We start from the raw sequence: 18068 nt of genomic DNA, 5'->3' as shown, positions 1-18068 counted from the left end.
CGCCGCCCGCTCAGCGGATGCGGCGCCCGTCATCCCATTTCGTGCTCTCGCGCGCGGCTTCCTCGCTGGACAGCACGCGGTATTCCGCGTCGATCACCGTGGCCCCCGACGGGGCGCGGGTCGTCGCCTTGCGGCCGCCGAACAGCTTGTAGGCCAGCCCCGCGATCGCCACGACCGGGAGCAGGATCAGGAACACGCTGGCCGCGACCACGGCAAGGGCGGTGCCCACCGCGAGCGCCACGGCCACCACAATCGCGACCTGCCAGAAACTGACACGCCGCACTGTGAAGCGCATTCCACCGAACGGATCGTTGGCAGTCATACCTCTCCCTTTTCTCCCATGCCGGATGTCCGGCCGGGTGTTTGCTTTCGTTGAAATATGGAGGCCGATTGCGGCGATTCCAGCGCAACGCCACGAAATTCGACCGCCGCCCGCCCTTCACGATGCCGACAGCGCTACGCAAGGCGGGCCGGATCACGCGCCGCCGGCTATGCTGGACGACTGCCGATCCGATTCCCTGCAAGGTGCCGACATGATCCTACGCGACGCGACCGAGGCCGATCTGCCCGCCATCCTCGCCATCTACAATGACGCGGTGGTCAACTCGACCGCGATCTGGAACGACACGCTGGTCAATCTCGCCAACCGGCAGGCCTGGCTCGCCGACCGCCGCACGAAACGCTATCCCGTCCTGGTGGCGGCGCGGGATGGCGAGGTGCTGGGCTATGCCAGCTTCGGCGATTTCCGGCCCTTCGACGGCTACCGGGTCAGCGTCGAGCATTCGGTCTATGTCGCACAGGCCGCGCGCGGCAAGGGCGTCGGCGCCCGGCTGGTGGAGGCACTGTTCGCGCCGGCCCGCGCGCTGGACAAGAAGGTGATGATCGGCGCCATCACCGGCGGCAATCAGGTATCGGTGAGGCTGCATGAGCGGCTCGGCTTCGTCGAGACCGGCTACATGCCCGGCATCGGCACCAAATTCGGCCAGCGGCTCGATCTGGTGCTGATGCAGAAGGAGTTGTGAGCGCGCCGCCCGCCAGAACGACAAAGGCCGGGACGAGCCCGGCCTTTGCATGATGTTCCGGCTGCCGCTCTCAGTAGCGGTAGTGATCCGGCTTGAACGGGCCGGCGACCGGCACGCCGATATAATCGGCCTGCTCGGGGCGCAGCTTGGTGAGCTTCACGCCCAGCTTTTCGAGGTGCAGCGCGGCGACCTTCTCGTCCAGCACCTTCGGCAGGGTGTAGACCTTGCGGTCATACTTGCCGGGGTTGGCCCACAGCTCGATCTGCGCCAGCGTCTGGTTGGAGAACGAGGACGACATCACGAAGGACGGATGGCCCATCGCGTTGCCGAGGTTCACGAGGCGGCCTTCCGACAGCAGGATGATGCGGCTGCCGCCCGGGAACTCGATCTCGTCGACCTGCGGCTTGATGTTGGTCCACTTGAAGTTCTTCAGGCCCGCGACCTGAATCTCATTGTCGAAATGGCCGATGTTGCAGACGATCGCCCGGTCCTTCATCTGCCGCATGTGCTCGACGGTGATGATGTCGCGGTTGCCGGTGCAGGTCACATAGATATCCGCGCGGGAGAACGCGTCCTCGATGGTCGCGACCTCATAGCCTTCCATCGACGCCTGCAGCGCGCAGATCGGATCGACTTCCGAGACGATGACGCGCGCGCCGGCCTGGCGCAGCGAGGCGGCCGAGCCCTTGCCTACATCGCCGAAGCCGGCGACGAAGGCGACCTTGCCGGCCAGCATCACGTCGGTGCCCCGACGGATGGCGTCGACCAGCGATTCACGGCAGCCATAGAGGTTGTCGAACTTCGACTTGGTGACCGAATCGTTCACGTTGATCGCCGGGAACAGCAGCTTGTCCTGCTCGGCCAGCTTGTAGAGACGGTGCACGCCCGTGGTGGTCTCTTCCGAGACGCCCTTGATGGCGGCGGCGACTTCGGCGAACCAGCCCTTCGGCTTCTCGGCCAACAGCTTCTTGATCAGCGCGAAGAAGATTTCCTCTTCCTCGGATTCCGGCTTGTCGAGGAAGGCGGTGTCGCCTTTCTCGGCGCGCAGGCCGTGATGCACCAGCATGGTGGCGTCACCGCCATCGTCCAGGATCATGTTGGGAACGCCGCCGCCATGCCAGTCGAACAGCTTGGCGGTGAAGTCCCAGTACTCCTTCAGCGTCTCGCCCTTGAAGGCGAAGACCGGGATGCCGGCAGCGGCGATCGCGGCGGCGGCGTGGTCCTGGGTCGAGAAGATGTTGCACGACACCCAGCGCACATCCGCGCCGAGAGCCTTCAGCGTCTCGATCAGCACGGCGGTCTGGATGGTCATGTGCAGCGAGCCGGCAATGCGCGCGCCCTTCAGCGGCTGCGAGGGGCCGTACTCGGCGCGGATCGCCATCAGGCCCGGCATTTCGGTCTCGGCGAGATCGATCTCCTTGCGGCCGAAAGCGGCGAGGCTGAGGTCTTTGACGATGGATTCGCTGGCGACGGCCATGATGGATTCCCTTGCTGCCTGTTCTGCCCGGACGAGTTTTTCTGCCGGGGTGATAGCAGCCCCCGCTCGGGAATACAATAACGATATAAAGATGTCTTTATGTGACACTCCGCACCCGCCACTCCCATTGCGTGCAGTGACGACTCACCGCACCTTTTCGAGGGGAACGGGAGACGGGGATGGGCGCGGGGATTGCAGCGGGCCGGCGCGGCAGGTGTCGGCAGATCGTCTCACGCCTCGCCCTCGCGGCGGCACTCGCGGTGACGGCGGCTTCATGCAGCGCCGCGCGGCGCATGACCCCCGCCCCCGACCCGACGGTCAAGGTCACGCCGCGCCTGTCGGGGCGCGTCACGGTGGAATGGGCGAAGGACAACCGTTTCATCTTCCGGCCGGGGACCGATTCCCTCACCTTCCGCAGCTCAGGAAACAAGACCATCAAACCGGGTCTCATCTATACGGATGGCGGGTCAATTCCGCAGGTCCTTCAGGGAGTGCCGGGGCTCTCCCCCTGGGGACTGGGCCCGGCCTACGTCATCCATGACTGGCTTTTCTACCTGCACCGCTGCGGCACGCCCGAGCAGCGCGACGCGTACACCTTCCTCGAGACGGCCGATATCCTGGAAGAAGTCGCCGTCGAGCTGCGCAAGGCCGGACTCGCACCGAACAGCGAACGGTTCATCCCCGCCATTTCACGGGCGGTGCGCGGCTGGACCGCGCGGAAGATCTGGAACCGCAAGCCCGGAACGGAGTGCGACCTCCCCGGCGAGGGCTCCGTGCTCGACAAGACGACACGACAGCTCAAGGATATGCCGGCGCAAGGGATGCCGCCGGCGCTGAGGGACTTCCTGTTGTCCGCCGAGCCCGTTCAGGTGCGCCGGCTGGAACCGGATCGGGAGAAAACCGCGCCGCCGCCGAAAGGCAAGATCATCACCGATTTCGTCATCCCCAATTACTGAGGAGAGCGCCGCTACTCGCCTTCGCCGAAGCGGTCGGAAACCAGCGCGTCGAGCGCGTCGACCGCTTCCTGCGCCTGCGGGCCGGTGGCTTCGATGCGGATGGAGGTGCCGAGCGCGGCGGCCAGCATCATCAGCCCCATGATCGAGGCGCCGCTCACCGTCTCCCCGCAGCGCGAAACCCGCACATCGGCGTCGAAGCGCTCGACGGTCTGGACGAATTTCGCGGAGGCGCGGGCGTGGAGGCCGCGCTTGTTGGAGATGACGAGGTCGCGCTGGGCCGGCACCGGATCACTCGCCAAGATTACTTACCCGCAAGAACGCGGCTGGCGATGTTGATGTATTTGCGCCCGGCCTCCTGGGCCTGCGCCACCGCCTCGGCCAGCGAGACCTCTCCGCGCACGGTCGCCAACTTGACCAGCATCGGCAGATTAATGCCGGCGAGCACCTCGATATCGGGGGCGTTCATCACCGAAATGGCGAGGTTCGAGGGCGTGCCGCCGAACATGTCCGTGAGAATTACGACGCCATCGGAGGTGTTCACCGCGGCCACCGCATCGACGATGTCCTGCCGCCGCTGCTCGATATCGTCGTCGGGGCCGATGGTGATGGCCTCGATCTGGGTTTGGGGACCCATGACGTGTTCCAGCGCCGCGCGGAACTCGCTGGCCAGGTGTCCGTGGGTGACGAGTACGAGACCGATCATTCTGCTCCGCCGTGCACCCGCGGGCACGGCTCCAACTTGGCTTGAGGCGCAGCCGGGGAAACGGTACCCGCTACCGCCGCGCGCAGGGCCGACATCATCGTTGCACTGCACACGAATGGCAAGTCCCGCCGGAAAAAAGCCACAGCTCACTCCGCAGGGGGGAAAACCCTGTCCTCATCGCTCGGCGAGGTCAGCAGCAGCGCCAGCACCTGCTGGAGAACGTCTCCCGAGCCGAGCGCTGAAAGTCTTTTTATATCAATGCCTTCCAGCTCGACGGAACGGGCGGAAGCCGCAGGAAGGCGCGCGGCGTCCCCGGCATCGAGGTCGACCACGAGGTCGACCGCCGCCTCCGGCAGGAAGGGCAGGCGGCGGATACCGGCGCCCCGTACCTCGATCAGGCCGGCGAGATTTTGCGGCGCGCTCGCGAACAGCCGGTCGCCGCGCCGCGCCAGCAGCACCCGGTCGTCGGCGACGAGGCGCACCGGCGGCACCATGCCCGCGCCTCCCGCCAGCACCAGCGCGAAGGCAAGGCGCGACTTGCCCGCGCCCGGCGCGCCGCGAATGAGCACGCCCGCCTCCCCTACCCGCACGCAGGACGCGTGAATGCTGGGGGCGGCTGACGGCATGGCGAGCCTCACGCCGCCGGCAGCCGGACGATGAACCGCGCGCCGCCGGAGAGGCGGGGCTCCGGCTCACGCGCCTGCGGCCTGGGTTCGGCCTCGGCGGCCTTGGCCCGGCTGGCGCGCTTGCGCACCGGCTTGGGCGGCGCGGCCTCGACCGGGCGGTTTTCGGCCCAGATGCGCCCGCCATGGGCCTCGATGATCTGCCGCGAGATGGAAAGACCGAGGCCGGAATTCTGGCCGAAGCCCTGTTCCTCCGGCCGGTCGGTGTAGAAGCGCTCGAAGATGCGGTTCAGCGCGTGGTCCGGAATGCCCGGCCCGTCATCCTCCACCGTCACCTCGACCTCATCCTTGAGGCGGCGGCAGGTAACGTGCACCTGCCCGCCCTTGGGCGAGAAGGAGCGGGCATTGTCGATCAAATTGTTGAACACTTGGCCGAGCCGTGAATCATGACCCGGCACCACGAAGGCCACCCCACCGCCGGGCGGATCGAAGGTCAGCTTCACCACGCAGCCATCGCCGCGCACCACATCATTATGCACGCCCGCCACCGCGGTCAGCAGCCGCATCAGGTCGACCGGCTCGGCCTCCTGGCGCTGCAGTTCCGCATCGAGGCGGCTGGCGTCGGAGATGTCGGTGATCAACCGGTCGAGCCGCTTCACATCGTGCTGGATGACCTCCAGCAGCCGCCCGCGTGAGTTGTCGGACTTCGCCAGCGGCAGCGTCTCCACCGCCGAGCGCAGCGAGGTCAGCGGATTCTTTAATTCGTGCGAGACGTCGGCGGCGAACCGCTCGATCGCCTCGATGCGCGAATACAGCGCATCGGTCATGTCGCGCAGCGCGCCGGACAGGTGGCCGATCTCGTCGGAGCGGCGGGTGAAATCGGGAATCTCGACCCGCGAGCGCGTCCGGCGCCGCACCCGCTCGGCGGCATCCGCCAGCTTGCGGACCGGACCAGCAATGGTGCCGGCGAGCAGCAGCGACAGCACCACCATCACCGCCATGGCGACAAGGAACACGCGCACGATGACGAGGCGCTCCGCCGTCACCGCCTCCTCGATTTCCCCGCTATGGGTGGAGAGCAGCAGCGCGCCGAGAATGGCGCGGAAGCGCTGCACCGGCACCGCCACCGAGACGATGACCTGCCCCCGCTCGTTCACCTGCACCGAATAGGCGTTGCGTCCCTTTAGGGCGTCCGCGACCTCGGCATAGCCCTTGCCGTTATTGGGGCCGAGATCCTTGTAGAGCGGCAGGTCGCCGCGCTCGAACCAGAGCTTCAGCCGGTTCCAGGTCTTCTCGAACCAGTTCGGCCGTCGCTCGGTCGGCGGGGCCATCTCGAAGCGGAGGATCTCGCCCTTGGAATAGAGCGAGCGCGAATCCAGCAGCAGCCCGCCGTCGCGGTCATAGATGCGGGCATTGGTGCCGGTCGGCTCGACGAGGCGCTTGAGCACCTGGGCGACGCGTTCGGGATTGATCGGGAATTCCAGCGGCGCGAAGCCATCCTCGCCCGGCCCGTAGCTCTCGCCGGCCTGAAGCTCCAGCAGCCGCTCGGGGTCGATGGTGATGGCATTGGTCTCGACCTGCGCCGAGCCGGCAATGGCGGCGGCGATGATCTCGCCCTGCACCAGAAGGCTCTGAACCCGGGCATCGATCAGGCCGGCGCGGAATTCGGAGAGGTAGAGAATGCCGGAAACCAGCGCCACCATGCCCGCGAGGTTGAGCAGGACGATGCGCCGCCGCAGGCTGGAAAAGCTCTTGAACGCGACGAAATTGCGCGCGCGCCGGAGCGCGCCGAGCATCCCGGCGAGCCGTCCGGCCTTGCGGGGCGCCTGCGCGGCTGTGCCGCCCTGTTCCGGCGGCATTTCCTCGTCGGTCACGCCGCGGGTGGAATCGGGATCGAGCAACGAGCGCTCACTCCTTGAAGCGGTAGCCGACACCATACAGCGTTTCGATCATCTCGAAGCTGTCATCCGTTACCTTGAACTTCTTGCGCAGCCGCTTGATGTGGCTGTCGATGGTGCGATCGTCGACATAGACCTGATCGTCATAGGCCGCATCCATCAGCGCGTTGCGGCTTTTCACCACCCCCGGGCGGGTGGCGAGCGCCTGCAGGATCAGGAACTCGGTCACGGTGAGCGTGACGTTCTCGCCCTTCCAGGTGCAGGTATGGCGCTCGGGGTCCATGCGCAGCAGGCCGCGCTCCAGCACCTTGGCGCTGTCGGTCTCGCGCGGGGCGGTGCCGTCCTTGGGTGCGAAGCGGCGCAGCACCGCCTTGACGCGCTCGACCAGCAGGCGCTGGGAGAACGGCTTCTTGATGAAGTCGTCCGCGCCCATCTTGAGGCCGAACAATTCGTCGATCTCGTCGTCCTTGGAAGTGAGGAAGATCACCGGCATGTCGCTCTTCTGGCGCAGGCGGCGCAGCAGTTCCATCCCGTCCATGCGCGGCATCTTGATGTCGAAGATGGCGAGGTCGGGCGGATTGGTCTTGAAACCGTCGAGGGCGGTAGCGCCATCCGTATAGGTCTGGATCCGGTAGCCTTCGGATTCGAGGGCGATCGAGACGGAGGTGAGGATATTGCGGTCGTCGTCGACGAGAGCGATGGTCGGCATCTCAACACTTTCTGGTTCGGCGGCGGTCGTGGCGCACAGTGCGGTGAACCGTGCCGGCGTGGCCATAATGTGACACGCAAGACGAGTCGAGCGAAAATAGCGCGTTTTTAGGCACATAGCCAACGCGGGCGTGCCGCCGTCCCCAGCGGCCTTGACGCCGGACCGCCACCGGCCCCACCTGAACAGGGTCGGAGCAAGGATCGCAGCGGCGGGAGCACGGGCGATGAGTGGCGCGGAGGCAGGCGAATTCGATGCGGCGGGCGAATTTTACGCGGCAGGCGCGGTGAAGCGGCTGCTGCGCGAGGCGCGCACCGGAGCGCTTGCGACGCTGGAGGCCGATGGCCATCCCTACGCCTCGCTGGTGCAGGTCGCGACCCTGCCGGACGGATCGCCGGTACTGCTGCTCTCCGGACTTGCCCGCCACACCCGCAATCTCAAGGGCGATCCGCGCGTCTCCCTCATGCTCGACGAGCGACGGCTCGGCGACGAATTGCAGGGCTCGCGCGTGAGCCTGAAAGGGCGGATCGCGGCCGCGCCCGACCAGGAGCTCGCGCGCCGGCGTTTCCTCGCCCGCCATCCCGACGCCACCGGCTTTGCCGGCTTTCGCGACTTCGCCTTCTACGCGATCACGCTGGAAAGCGCGCATCTGGTCGCCGGATTCGGGCGCATCCTCGACCTGGACGCAGGTGCGTTCCTGACCCCGCTCGACGGGGCGGACGAACTGGTTGGCGCCGAAGAGAGCGCCATCGCTCATATGAACGCCGACCACGCCGACGCCGTCGCGCTCTACGCGACCGCCCTGCTGGGCGCCCCCGCCGGCGGGTGGCGGCTAACAGGGCTCGACCCGGAAGGCTGCGACCTCATGTCCGGGGAACTGGCGCGCCGGATCGACTTCGGGCGCCGGATCGAAAGCAGCGGCGAATTGCGCGCGGTTCTGGTCGAGCTCGCCGCGAAGGCGCGGCATAAGGCGGCGTAAGGCGCGGCCGGCGCATGTGGAAGGCGGGGATGACCGCCTGAATCCGGCCCGGCCCGGTCACGCCAGGCAATCCTTACCGGTTCCTTAACTTTCGCGGGAGGTTAATGCGGCCACGCGCATGGCGTGCTTTGGCCACAGTTCCGACCCGGAATCTCAGCCAAATCGCCCGATACCTCCTCCAGGGTGGCGCGCAACAGTATCGCGTAACCTGAAGGAGCTGCCCGTGCAGGAAACCGGCACACGCAACCCGAACCACGGCGCCGAGGCTTCCGGCCTTTCCGGCAGCGGCAAGGTGTTCTGGAATCTCACCGAGCCCGCCCTCTATGAGCGCGCCATCGCGCGCGGAGAAGCCCGGCTCTCCGATTCCGGCGCACTCTCCGCCGAGACCGGCGCTCATACCGGCCGCAGCCCGGCCGACCGCTTCATCGTCCGCGACGAGACGACGGAAGAGACGGTCTGGTGGGACAACTCCAATGCCATGTCCCGCGAGAACTTCGAGGCGCTGAAGGCGGATTTCCTCGCCCATGCCGGCGGCCGCACCCTGTTCGCGCAGGACCTTCATGCCGGCGCCGACCCGGCGCAGCGGCTGAATGTGCGGGTGTTCACCGAGCATGCCTGGCATTCGCTGTTCATCCGCACCCTGCTCCGCCGCCCCGCCGGCGCCGACCTGCCGGGCTTTGCCCCGCAGCTCACCATCATGTGCGCTCCAGCCTTCCGGGCCGAGCCGGAAAAGCACGGCACGCGCTCATCGACCGTCATCGCCTGCGACTATGCCAACGGCCTGATCCTGATCGGCGGCACCGCCTATGCCGGCGAGATGAAGAAATCGGTGTTCGGCTATCTCAACTACGTACTGCCCGAGCGCGGCGTGCTGCCGATGCACTGCGCGGCCAATATGGGCGAGCAGGGCGATGTCGCCCTGTTCTTCGGCCTGTCCGGCACCGGCAAGACCACGCTCTCCGCCGACCCCGCCCGCGCGCTGATCGGCGATGACGAGCATGGCTGGAGCCGGGAGGGCGTCTTCAATATCGAGGGCGGCTGCTACGCCAAGACCATCCGCCTCTCCGCCGACAGCGAGCCGCAGATTTTCGCCGCGACCCGGCATTTCGGCACCGTCCTGGAGAATGTCGTGCTCGACGGCGAGAGCCGCGTGCCGGACTTCGACAGTGCCGCGCTGGCCGAGAACGCCCGCGCCGCCTATCCGCTGGACTTCATCGCCAATGCCCGTACCGACGGGCTCGGCGGCATTCCGCGCCACATCGTGATGCTGACCTGCGACGCCTTCGGCGTCATGCCGCCGATCGCACGGCTCACCCCGGCGCAGGCCATGTATCATTTCCTCTCCGGCTACACCGCCAAGGTGGCGGGCACGGAAGCCGGCGTGAAGGAGCCTCAGGCCACCTTCTCCGCCTGTTTCGGCGCCCCGTTCATGCCGCGTCACCCCTCGGTCTACGGCAACCTGCTGCGCGACCTCGTGGCCGAGCACGGCGTGGAATGCTGGCTGGTGAATACCGGCTGGACCGGCGGCAAGGCCGGCGATGCCAGCGCCCGCCGTATGCCGATCGAGACCACGCGCCGGCTGGTCGGCGCCGCGCTCGACGGCTCCCTGATCGATGCCGAATACCGCACCGACCCGCATTTCGGCATTGCGGTGCCGACCGCGGTGGAGGGCGTGGAGCCGCGCCTGCTCGACCCCGCGCGGGCCTGGGCCAGCCGCATGGACTACGCGATGACCGCCCGCCGCCTCGTCACGCTGTTCAGCGATAATTTCGCGCGCTTCGAGCCCGCGGTGGACGAGGATGTCCGCCATGCGCAGCCGCGCATGGCTATCGCGGCGGAATGATGCAAGGCTGGCCTCCTGCACCACAGGAGGCCCTCATGACCGGTCGACGCCTGTGCGGGGCGGCCACGCTCGCCGCCCTGCTGCTTCCCGCCTTCGGACTCGCCACCGCGCACGCCGCGACGCGCGTCAGCTTCATCGCCCCGCAGACCTATACCGACGGCAACCTCACCTGGGGGCCGGTGGACCAGCGCCTCACGCTGGAAGGGCTGGAGCGCATCATGCTTCGCCTCGCCGACCGCCATGTCCCGGCCGGCACTGACCTCGATATCGAGGTGCTCGACATCGACCTCGCCGGCAAGATCGACCCGCTGCGCTCGCGCACCGGCACGCTGCGGGTGATGCGGCAGGACACCTGGCCGCAGATGCGCCTGCGCACCACGCTGCGCCGCAACGGGCGGATCGTCGCGCAGGGCGAGGAGCGGGTCCTCAAGGTCAATTACCTGATGGACCCGATCGCCATCCGCTCCGACGACCGGCTGCGCTTCGAGAAGGCGATGCTCGCCGACTGGTTCGCCAGGCGCTTCTCCAAACGCGTCGCCGCCCAGCCCGCGGGCTGAACGGCAACGCCTGCGCTCACAGGAAGTACAGGCAGGTGAGCAGGGCGAAACACGGCAGCAGGAACACGCCGGACCACGCCATGTAGCCGAAGAAGCTCGGCATATTGACGCCGCGACTCTTGGCGATGGCCAGCACCATGAAGTTCGGCGCGTTGCCGATATAGGTCAGCGCGCCCATGAACACCGCGCCCGCCGAGATCGCCTCCAGCGTCACCGCATAGCGGCTCATCAGTTCCTGCGCGTCGCCGCCGGCGAGGTTGAAGAACACCAGATAGGTCGGCGCGTTGTCGAGGAAGCCGGAGAGCAGGCCGGTCATCCAGAAATAGCCGGCATTGACCGGCCCGCCATTTTCGTCCGTCACCAGCGCCACCAGCGGTGCGAGCACGCCGTCCGGCCCGGCCTTGAGGATGGCGATCACCGGGATGATGGTGAGGAAGATCGCCGCGAACAGCTTGGCGACCTCGCGGATCGGCTCCCAGTCGAAGCCGTTGCGTTCGCGGATGAAGGCCGGGGTAACCCAGACCGAAATGCCGGCGAGCACCAGCAGCGTCACGTCCCGCGCCAGCGAGGGCAGCGGCAGATGGGTGCCGGCGATGTTGAACTCGATACCGGGCTTCCACAGCGCGCTCATCAGAATGGCCGCGATGACACCGCCGAGCAGCGGAATGTTGCGCAGGCCGAGCAGACGCAGCGATTCGGTGTCCGGGGTCGGGTCGGCCTTGCTCGGCATCCCCTCTTCCTTGCCGTAGAAATAGCGGTCCAGCAAATAGAACACCGCGAGCAGGATCGCGGCGATCAGCGCGGTGTCGTGAAACAAATGCTGCGTGGTCCAGAAGAAGTCGACACCCTTCAGGAAGCCCAGGAACAGCGGCGGATCACCGAGCGGGGTCAGCGAGCCGCCGATGTTCGACACCAGGAAGATGAAGAACACCACGGTGTGGACGTTGTGGCGCCGGTTGTCATTGGCGCGCAGCAGCGGGCGGATCAGCACCATCGAGGCGCCGGTGGTGCCGATGATGCTGGCGAGCACCGTCCCGATGGCGAGCAGCAGCGTGTTCACCGCCGGGCTGCCATGGAGATTGCCGCTCAGCAGGATCCCGCCGGAAATGGTGAACAGCGCGAACAGCAGGATGATGAACGGGATGTATTCCAGCAGCGCGGCGTGCACCACCTCATAGATCGCGACGTCCGCGCCCTGGAACGCCACGAAGGGCACGAGGACCGCCAGACCCCAGACCAGGGCCACCTTGCCGTAATGGTGATGCCAGAAATGCGGGAGCAGCAGCGGGAACAGCGCGATCGACAACAGCATGCCGGCGAAGGGAATGCCCCACAGCAGCGACAGGGTGGTGCCGTCCAGTCCGGCTCCTTCGGCGGCCTGCGCCGGCATCAGCCCGGCAAGGACAATGGCGGCCGTCAACGGCAGGACTTTCCTCATCGACATGTTCCCCCTTCATGTGCCGTTTCCGGGTAGCAACCCCCCTCTCTCCTGTCGAGCAAAACCCGTCCGCGCTGATGCCGATGCGAAGCCATGGCGCTCGCCGAGCCTCTGGGCTAGAGCTTGGACTTGGCCCCTTTATCCGAGGAAAAGATGCGCCGCGCCGTCGCCGGACCCGAAATCGAACGCCTGATCCAGCTTCTGGCCCGCGTGCCGGGGCTCGGGCCCCGCTCGGCCCGGCGGGCGGCGCTGCATCTCATCAAGAAGCGCGAATCGCTGATGGCGCCGCTCGCCGGCGCCATGGATGAGGTGCTGGCCAAGATCACCACCTGCCAGGTCTGCGGCAATCTCGACGTGCGCTCGCCCTGCTCGGTCTGCGCGGACGAGACGCGCGAGGCCGGCATATTGGTGGTGGTGGCCGACGTCGCCGACCTCTGGGCGCTGGAGCGCTCCGGCGCGGTGAGCGCGCGCTATCACGTGCTCGGCGGCACGCTCTCGCCGCTCGATGGCATCGGCCCGGACGACCTCAACGTCGCCAGCCTCCTCGCGCGGGTGAACCGGGAGGGCACCGGCGAGGTGCTGCTGGCGCTCGGCGCCACGGTGGATGGCCAGACGACCGCCCACTACATCACCGAATTGCTGCGCGAAACCGGCGTGAAGGTCACCCGCCTCGCCCATGGCGTGCCGGTCGGTGGCGAACTCGACTATCTCGACGAGGGCACGCTGGCGGCGGCGATCCGGGCGCGAACGAGCCTCTAGGCCGCAGGAGAGGGCCGGCGCGCCTAACCCTTCGCCCCGCCCGCCAGCTCGCGGAAATGGCCGCGGGCCTGGAGATAGGCCAGCAGTGCGAGGCCCGGCAGCGCGGCGACGGCGGTGATGGCGAAGAACGTCATCCAGCCGGTCGATTGCGCGATGAATCCGGCGCCCGAGGCGAGGAAGGTGCGCCCCACCGCCGCCAGCGCGGTCAGCAGCGCATATTGGGTCGCGGTGTGGGCGCGGTCGCCGCACAGCGCCGAAATATAGGCGACGAAGATCACCGTGCCGATGGCGCCGGTGAAATTCTCGACGATGATGGTCGCGGTGAGCGCGGGCAGGCTCACCCCCATCCAGGCCTGCCAGGAGAAGGCAAGGTTCGAGGCCATCTGCAGCAGGCCGCCGACCCACAGGCTGGTGGACAGCGGCAGCGCCCGGGCGATCAGCCCGCCGGCAAAGCCGCCGATCAGCGCGCTGGCGAAGCCCACACCCTTGACGATGCCGGCATAGGCCGCCTTGTCGAAGCCGATATCGATGACGAAGGCGCCGGTCAGCACGCCGGCAAAGGCATCGCAAAACTTGTACAGCACCACGAACAGCAGGATCGCGATCGCGCTGCGCCGCGAGAGGAACTCGCCAAAGGCCCCGACCGCCGTCTGCGCGATGCGCTTGAGCACCGGCACGTCGTGCTTCACCGGGTCCGCGCCCGCCGGTTCCTTCGCCAGCAGCGACGCGATGAGCCCGACCCCGACCATCAGCGCCGCGCAGACATAACCCCAGCCCCAGACATCGGCCCGCGGCACGCCCAGCACCTCGAACCACGCCACCAGCAGCACCACGCCGGCGCCCGAGGCCAGCATGCCGACGCGATAGGCCGCGACATAGCCCGCCATGCCGGCGGCCTGCTCGCGCACCTCCAGGCTCTCGACGCGGAAGGCGTCGACCACGATGTCCTGCGTGGCGGAAGCGGTGGCGACCAGCAGCGCGCCGAGCGCGACGTGCCAGGGCGCGTTCACCGGATCCTGGAATCCGAGCCAGACCACGGCGAGCGCAAGCAGGAGCTGGGTGAACACCAGCCAGCCGCGCCGCCGCCCCAGCCAGCGCCCGAGCAGCGGCACGTCGAGCGCATCGACCAGCGGTGCCCAGACGAACTTGAAATTGTAGGGAACGCCGACCAGCGCGAACAGGCCGATGGTGGCGAGGTTCACCTTGGCCTCGGCCATCCAGATGGTGAGCGTGGCGCCCGAGAGCGCCAGCGGCAGGCCGGAGGAAAAGCCGAGCAGGATGACGATGAGCACGCGCGGGCGCAGATAGACCGCAAGGCTCGCCAGCAGGCCGTCAGCTTCGGCATCGGCGCGTCGGGTGGCGTCGGTCATGGCAACAGGTTCATCCGGGAGCGATTCGCCAGGAGGATCGCCCATCTGTAGCCCGCAACGCCAGCCCTGTCGCGAGCGGCGCGGGAGATGGCGGCCTCAGCTCTTCGCCGGCGCGCCACCGGAGGCCGGCGTGACCGGGCCGGAACGCGCCGCGCGCGCGGCCTCCCCCAGCACGGGCTTCTCCACCACCGGGATCACGTCCACCGCCACCGACAGCTTCTGCCGGCCCGAGCCGAACAGCACGCCGCCGATCGGGGCGACATCGGAATAGTCGCGGCCATGGGCCAGCACGACATGATCGGTCGCGACCACCAGCGCATTGGTCGGGTCGAGCCCCTGCCAGCCGATATCCTCCCCGCACCACACCGAAACCCAGGCATGGGTGGCATCCGCGCCCTGCAGCCGCTCCTTGCCGGGCGGGGGCTCCGTACGCAGGAAGCCGCTGACATAGGCCGCCGGCAGGCCGAGGCCGCGCAGGCCCGCGATCATGATATGCGCGAAATCCTGGCAAACCCCGGCCCGCATCTCGAAAGCTTCCAGCGGGGGGGTCGAGACGTCGGTGGCGCGGGAATCATAGGTGAATTCCTCGTGCAGCCGGTTCATCAGGTCGATCGCACCCTCCAGCATCGGGCGCCCCGGCGGAAAGCTCCTGGCCGCCCATTTGGTGATCGGCGCGCTGAGTGGCACGGCCGGGCTCGCGAACAGGTGATGGGCCGGCGAGCTCGGGCCGATATCGGCGCAGGTGAAGGCCGCCTCGCGCACCGCCTCCCAGGCCGGGCTGGACAGCGGATCGTGCAACGGCCCGGCTTCCACCACCACCCGGGCGCTGGTACGCACGACGAAGCTGGTATGGGCGGTCTCGATGCGGATATGCACCACCTTGTTGCCGAAGAAGTCCCGCTCTTCCCGCCATTCCACCGGCTCGGGCTCCACCGCGAAATGGCTGACGATGACACGCTGGCCGCTCTGGTCGACCGGAACCATGCGCACGACATGGCGGGCCACCGGCACCGGATAGGCGTAGCGATAGGACGTCGTCTGAAGAATGTCGTACATCATGCCAGGAAGTCCCAGGGCGTCTCCACCGGCTGGCGGTGGATGAAATAGCGCTCGGCGACGTCGTTCGACAACTCCATAAGCCCGGCCTCGATCTCGCGCAGCCGCGCATCGTCGAATTCGTTGGCGCTGAACGCCTTCATCGCCGCCGACAGCCGCGCCGCCACCCGCTCCTCCGGCGGGGGCGGCTCTTCGGCATGGTGACCGGGCAGCGTGTCGAGATGCTCCAGCAGGCAGTCGATCTGGAACGCCAGCGAGCGCGGATTGACCGGATCCAGCAGCACGAGGTCGAGCACCGGGGCGCGACTTTCGGTCATCACATAGCGCGAGCGATAGGTGATCTGGCTGTCGCACAGCTCCAGCAGCACGTCGAGCGTGCTCGCGGTCGGCGCCTCGCCGACCAGCGCGCGGGCGAAGCGGCAGGTGGCGATGGCGCGTTCGATGCGCCGGCCGAGGTCGAGAAAACGCCAGCCGGCAAGCCGGTTCATGTTCTCGGAGGCGAGGCCGGAGAACGCCGCGAGCCCGCGCAGTGCGCGGTCGGAGCGCTCATAGGCGTCGGTTTCCGCGCTGCCGGGCGGCACCGGCTCGGCGACGAGCACCGCGAGATCGGCCAGCGTGCGCCAGGCGTCGGGGGACAGCCGGTCGCGGATCACGGAAGCTGTGTGGCGGGCATTCTCGATGAGGTTGGGCAAGGCGCCGGGCAAATCGCGCCGCGACAGCGCCGCCAGCGCGTGGCGCGCCGGCTTGCCGCGCGCGAGGTCCGCCGGCACCGCGCCCCAGGCCTGAAGCAGGCCGAGCAGCTTTTCGACGGACTGCCCGCCGCCTTCGGTGGAGGAGGACAGCCGCCCGACCAGCGTGCGCAGCAGCCGCAGCGTGGTCTCCGCGCGCTCGACATAGCGCCCGAGCCAGAAGAAATTGTCGGCCGCCCGGCTCGGCAGCGGGCCGGTCTGGCGGCGGATTTCCACGCGGTCGGCGGGCGGCAGCAGCGTGATCTGCTCGACCGGATTCTCGTCCAGCACCCACACATCGGCCGAGCGCCCGCCGCGCTGCATGGTCACGGCGCGGGCGTCGAGCCTATCCGAGACGCGGCAGAAACCGCCGGGCATCACCTTCCAGCCATTATCCGTCGCGGTAACGAAAATACGCAGGATGAAGGGGCGCGGCTCCAGCCGGCCGTTCACCCAGACCGGCATGGTCGACATGCGCACCGCTTCCTGCCCGACAATGTCGATGCCCCGGGTGCGGATGGCGTTCTGGATCGCGGCGCGGCGCGCCGGGGAGAGGTCGGCGCCGATGACCGGGCCGTCCTCCATCAGCCCCGGCAGCGGGCGCTGGAAAGCAGGGGCGAGGATGAGGTCTTCAAGCGTGTCCAGCACGCGCTCGCGCTCGGCCTCCTGCCCGCACCACCAGGTGGCGACATTGGGCAGGATCAGATCCTCGCCGAGCACGCGCTGCCCGAGCTTGGGCAGGAACCCCATCATCGCCGGGGATTCGATCAGGCCCGAGCCGAGCGCATTGACCATGGCGACGCCGCCGGCGCGGATCGCCTGCACCACCCCGGGAATGCCGAGATGCGAGCGCGGGTTCAGCTCCAGCGGGTCGGCGAAATCGGCGTCGAGGCGGCGCAGCAGCACGTCGACGCGCTTCAGACCGGCGACGGTGCGCACATAGACCACATTGTCGCGCACCGTGAGGTCCTCGCCCTCCAGCAGCACGAAGCCGAGATAGCGCGCGAGATAGGCGTGCTCGAAATAGGTCTCGTTGAGCGGGCCCGGGGTGAGCAGCCCGACCCGGCCCTCGCCGGAACGGTCAAGCCGGGTGAGATTGGCGCGCAGCGCCTGGAAATAGCTGGCGAGCCTTTCGACATTCAGCGCGCGGGCAAGGTCCGGCAGCGCACGGGCGATGGCGATCCGGTTCTCGAGCGCATAGCCCGCGCCGGAGGGCGATTGCGTGCGGTCGGAGAGCACCCACCAATTGCCGTCGGGGCCTCGGCCGATATCCGCCGCATACATTTTCAGGAAGCTGCCGCCATGGGGATCGACACCGACCATGGGCCGCAGGAAGTCCGGGGAGCCGGTGACGGCAGCGGCCGGCAGGGCACCGGACCGCACCAGCTGGCCCTCGCCGTAAAGGTCTGAAAGCACGCCCTCCAGCAGCTGGGCGCGCTGGATAAGCCCGCGCTCCAGCGCGCGCCACTCCACCTCATCGATCAGCAGCGGCAGATGCGAGAGCGGCCACGGCCGCTCCCCGCCGCCGGGATCGTCATAGACGCGGTAGAACACGCCGGAACGGTAGAGGTGGCGGTCGGCGGCGGCGAAGCGCCGGTTGACCTCGTCCACGCCCATCTCGGCCAGAGCCGCCAGCATCGACGTCCAGTGCGCGCGCGGGGTGCCGTCGGCAGCGACCAGTTCGTCGTGAACGCCCGGGAGCGGCTGATAACCCGCCAGCAGCGCGTCCACCGCCTCCGCCTCGAAGCGGCGCGTCAGCGCCTGAGGGTCAATGCGTCCAGCCATACCGTCCTCTATGCGCGCCCGAAAGGGTCCGGCGCAAGCAGGGTCGCCCGAAAATCCACGAGAGTTTCCGCTGCCCGGCGCCCCGGCGCGGCGAAACAGAAAGCCAGGACGGCCGGCGCGCGCTGCCCCCGCCGTCCTGGCAAAATCATCGTCAGGCACATGCCGGGC

General features: G+C 68.0%; 17 protein-coding genes. 6 read left to right on the top strand and 11 right to left on the bottom strand.

Annotated features, from left to right (window positions below; translation table 11 throughout):
- Positions 1-10: 10 nt before the first annotated feature.
- Entirely contained in the window at positions 11-322 is a 312-nt protein-coding gene (locus tag MKI84_RS06995; protein WP_241617893.1) for a hypothetical protein, read from the bottom strand.
- Between the two features lie 211 nt (positions 323-533).
- On the opposite strand from MKI84_RS06995, the gene MKI84_RS06990 reads away from it, so the two are divergent.
- A complete protein-coding gene (locus tag MKI84_RS06990; protein ID WP_241617891.1) occupies positions 534-1022 on the top strand; it encodes a GNAT family N-acetyltransferase in 489 nt (162 codons plus the stop codon).
- 70 nt (positions 1023-1092) lie between these two features.
- On the opposite strand, the gene ahcY is transcribed toward MKI84_RS06990, so the two are convergent.
- Entirely contained in the window at positions 1093-2499 is a 1407-nt protein-coding gene (gene ahcY, locus MKI84_RS06985) for an adenosylhomocysteinase (protein WP_241617889.1), read from the bottom strand.
- Between the two features lie 179 nt (positions 2500-2678).
- On the opposite strand from ahcY, the gene MKI84_RS06980 reads away from it, so the two are divergent.
- A complete protein-coding gene (locus MKI84_RS06980; protein ID WP_241617886.1) occupies positions 2679-3455 on the top strand; it encodes a DUF1353 domain-containing protein in 777 nt (258 codons plus the stop codon).
- Positions 3456-3466: 11 nt separating this feature from the next.
- Here the strand turns inward: MKI84_RS06980 and MKI84_RS06975 are convergent, their stop codons facing one another.
- From MKI84_RS06975 to MKI84_RS06955, 5 genes are all read right to left on the bottom strand, one after another.
- Entirely contained in the window at positions 3467-3754 is a 288-nt protein-coding gene (locus MKI84_RS06975; protein WP_241617884.1) for an HPr family phosphocarrier protein, read from the bottom strand.
- A 2-nt stretch (positions 3755-3756) separates the two neighbouring features.
- The gene (locus tag MKI84_RS06970; RefSeq protein ID WP_241617882.1) at positions 3757-4158 is read right to left on the bottom strand and encodes a PTS sugar transporter subunit IIA; all 402 of its coding nucleotides are present in this window, start codon (positions 4156-4158) and stop codon (positions 3757-3759) included.
- 146 nt (positions 4159-4304) lie between these two features.
- A complete protein-coding gene (locus tag MKI84_RS06965; protein WP_241617880.1) occupies positions 4305-4784 on the bottom strand; it encodes an HPr kinase/phosphorylase in 480 nt (159 codons plus the stop codon).
- An 8-nt stretch (positions 4785-4792) separates the two neighbouring features.
- The gene (locus MKI84_RS06960; RefSeq protein ID WP_241618387.1) at positions 4793-6577 is read right to left on the bottom strand and encodes a sensor histidine kinase; all 1785 of its coding nucleotides are present in this window, start codon (positions 6575-6577) and stop codon (positions 4793-4795) included.
- Between the two features lie 112 nt (positions 6578-6689).
- On the bottom strand, positions 6690-7388 hold the full coding sequence (locus tag MKI84_RS06955) for a response regulator transcription factor (protein WP_241617878.1): 699 nt from the start codon (positions 7386-7388) through the stop codon (positions 6690-6692).
- 223 nt (positions 7389-7611) lie between these two features.
- Between MKI84_RS06955 and MKI84_RS06950 the strand changes: the two genes are divergently transcribed.
- The 3 genes from MKI84_RS06950 to MKI84_RS06940 all read left to right on the top strand — a co-directional run bounded on the left by MKI84_RS06950 (position 7612) and on the right by MKI84_RS06940 (position 10764).
- The gene (locus MKI84_RS06950; protein ID WP_241617876.1) at positions 7612-8364 is read left to right on the top strand and encodes a HugZ family pyridoxamine 5'-phosphate oxidase; all 753 of its coding nucleotides are present in this window, start codon (positions 7612-7614) and stop codon (positions 8362-8364) included.
- Positions 8365-8587: 223 nt separating this feature from the next.
- On the top strand, positions 8588-10207 hold the full coding sequence (locus tag MKI84_RS06945; RefSeq protein WP_241617874.1) for a phosphoenolpyruvate carboxykinase: 1620 nt from the start codon (positions 8588-8590) through the stop codon (positions 10205-10207).
- Between the two features lie 35 nt (positions 10208-10242).
- Positions 10243-10764 carry a DUF3016 domain-containing protein gene (locus tag MKI84_RS06940; protein WP_241617872.1) on the top strand — a complete coding sequence of 174 codons (522 nt, stop codon included), beginning with the start codon at positions 10243-10245 and terminating at the stop codon, positions 10762-10764.
- A 16-nt stretch (positions 10765-10780) separates the two neighbouring features.
- Here the strand turns inward: MKI84_RS06940 and MKI84_RS06935 are convergent, their stop codons facing one another.
- Positions 10781-12202 carry a sodium:proton antiporter gene (locus MKI84_RS06935; RefSeq protein WP_425353814.1) on the bottom strand — a complete coding sequence of 474 codons (1422 nt, stop codon included), beginning with the start codon at positions 12200-12202 and terminating at the stop codon, positions 10781-10783.
- Between the two features lie 153 nt (positions 12203-12355).
- On the opposite strand from MKI84_RS06935, the gene recR reads away from it, so the two are divergent.
- A complete protein-coding gene (recR, locus tag MKI84_RS06930; protein ID WP_241617867.1) occupies positions 12356-12961 on the top strand; it encodes a recombination mediator RecR in 606 nt (201 codons plus the stop codon).
- 23 nt (positions 12962-12984) lie between these two features.
- Here the strand turns inward: recR and MKI84_RS06925 are convergent, their stop codons facing one another.
- The 3 genes from MKI84_RS06925 to MKI84_RS06915 form a co-directional block, all read right to left on the bottom strand.
- Entirely contained in the window at positions 12985-14331 is a 1347-nt protein-coding gene (locus MKI84_RS06925) for an AmpG family muropeptide MFS transporter (RefSeq protein ID WP_241617865.1), read from the bottom strand.
- Positions 14332-14427: 96 nt separating this feature from the next.
- On the bottom strand, positions 14428-15390 hold the full coding sequence (locus MKI84_RS06920) for a transglutaminase family protein (RefSeq protein ID WP_241617863.1): 963 nt from the start codon (positions 15388-15390) through the stop codon (positions 14428-14430).
- The gene (locus MKI84_RS06915) at positions 15387-17900 is read right to left on the bottom strand and encodes a circularly permuted type 2 ATP-grasp protein (protein ID WP_241617860.1); all 2514 of its coding nucleotides are present in this window, start codon (positions 17898-17900) and stop codon (positions 15387-15389) included. Before MKI84_RS06915 ends, MKI84_RS06920 begins: the two co-directional genes overlap by 4 nt.
- Positions 17901-18068: the final 168 nt, after the last annotated feature.

This window comes from Ancylobacter gelatini, from assembly GCF_022601675.1.
Classification (GTDB): Bacteria; Pseudomonadota; Alphaproteobacteria; order Rhizobiales; family Xanthobacteraceae; genus Ancylobacter; species Ancylobacter gelatini.
This window is presented reverse-complemented; position numbering and strand designations above follow the sequence as displayed.

Excerpts from the sequence above, each read along its gene's own strand:
- MKI84_RS06960 (WP_241618387.1), bottom strand. The coding sequence starts at position 6,577 with ATGCTCGGCGCGCTCCGGCGCGCGCGCAATTTCGTCGCGTTCAAGAGC.
- ahcY (WP_241617889.1), bottom strand. The coding sequence starts at position 2,499 with ATGGCCGTCGCCAGCGAATCCATCGTCAAAGACCTCAGCCTCGCCGCT.
- MKI84_RS06925 (WP_241617865.1), bottom strand. The coding sequence starts at position 14,331 with ATGACCGACGCCACCCGACGCGCCGATGCCGAAGCTGACGGCCTGCTG.
- MKI84_RS06935 (WP_425353814.1), bottom strand. The coding sequence starts at position 12,202 with ATGAGGAAAGTCCTGCCGTTGACGGCCGCCATTGTCCTTGCCGGGCTG.
- MKI84_RS06970 (WP_241617882.1), bottom strand. The coding sequence starts at position 4,158 with ATGATCGGTCTCGTACTCGTCACCCACGGACACCTGGCCAGCGAGTTC.
- MKI84_RS06980 (WP_241617886.1), top strand. The coding sequence starts at position 2,679 with ATGGGCGCGGGGATTGCAGCGGGCCGGCGCGGCAGGTGTCGGCAGATC.
- MKI84_RS06965 (WP_241617880.1), bottom strand. The coding sequence starts at position 4,784 with ATGCCGTCAGCCGCCCCCAGCATTCACGCGTCCTGCGTGCGGGTAGGG.
- MKI84_RS06920 (WP_241617863.1), bottom strand. The coding sequence starts at position 15,390 with ATGATGTACGACATTCTTCAGACGACGTCCTATCGCTACGCCTATCCG.
- recR (WP_241617867.1), top strand. The coding sequence starts at position 12,356 with ATGCGCCGCGCCGTCGCCGGACCCGAAATCGAACGCCTGATCCAGCTT.
- MKI84_RS06990 (WP_241617891.1), top strand. The coding sequence starts at position 534 with ATGATCCTACGCGACGCGACCGAGGCCGATCTGCCCGCCATCCTCGCC.
- MKI84_RS06995 (WP_241617893.1), bottom strand. The coding sequence starts at position 322 with ATGACTGCCAACGATCCGTTCGGTGGAATGCGCTTCACAGTGCGGCGT.
- MKI84_RS06950 (WP_241617876.1), top strand. The coding sequence starts at position 7,612 with ATGAGTGGCGCGGAGGCAGGCGAATTCGATGCGGCGGGCGAATTTTAC.
- MKI84_RS06940 (WP_241617872.1), top strand. The coding sequence starts at position 10,243 with ATGACCGGTCGACGCCTGTGCGGGGCGGCCACGCTCGCCGCCCTGCTG.
- MKI84_RS06955 (WP_241617878.1), bottom strand. The coding sequence starts at position 7,388 with ATGCCGACCATCGCTCTCGTCGACGACGACCGCAATATCCTCACCTCC.
- MKI84_RS06915 (WP_241617860.1), bottom strand. The coding sequence starts at position 17,900 with ATGGCTGGACGCATTGACCCTCAGGCGCTGACGCGCCGCTTCGAGGCG.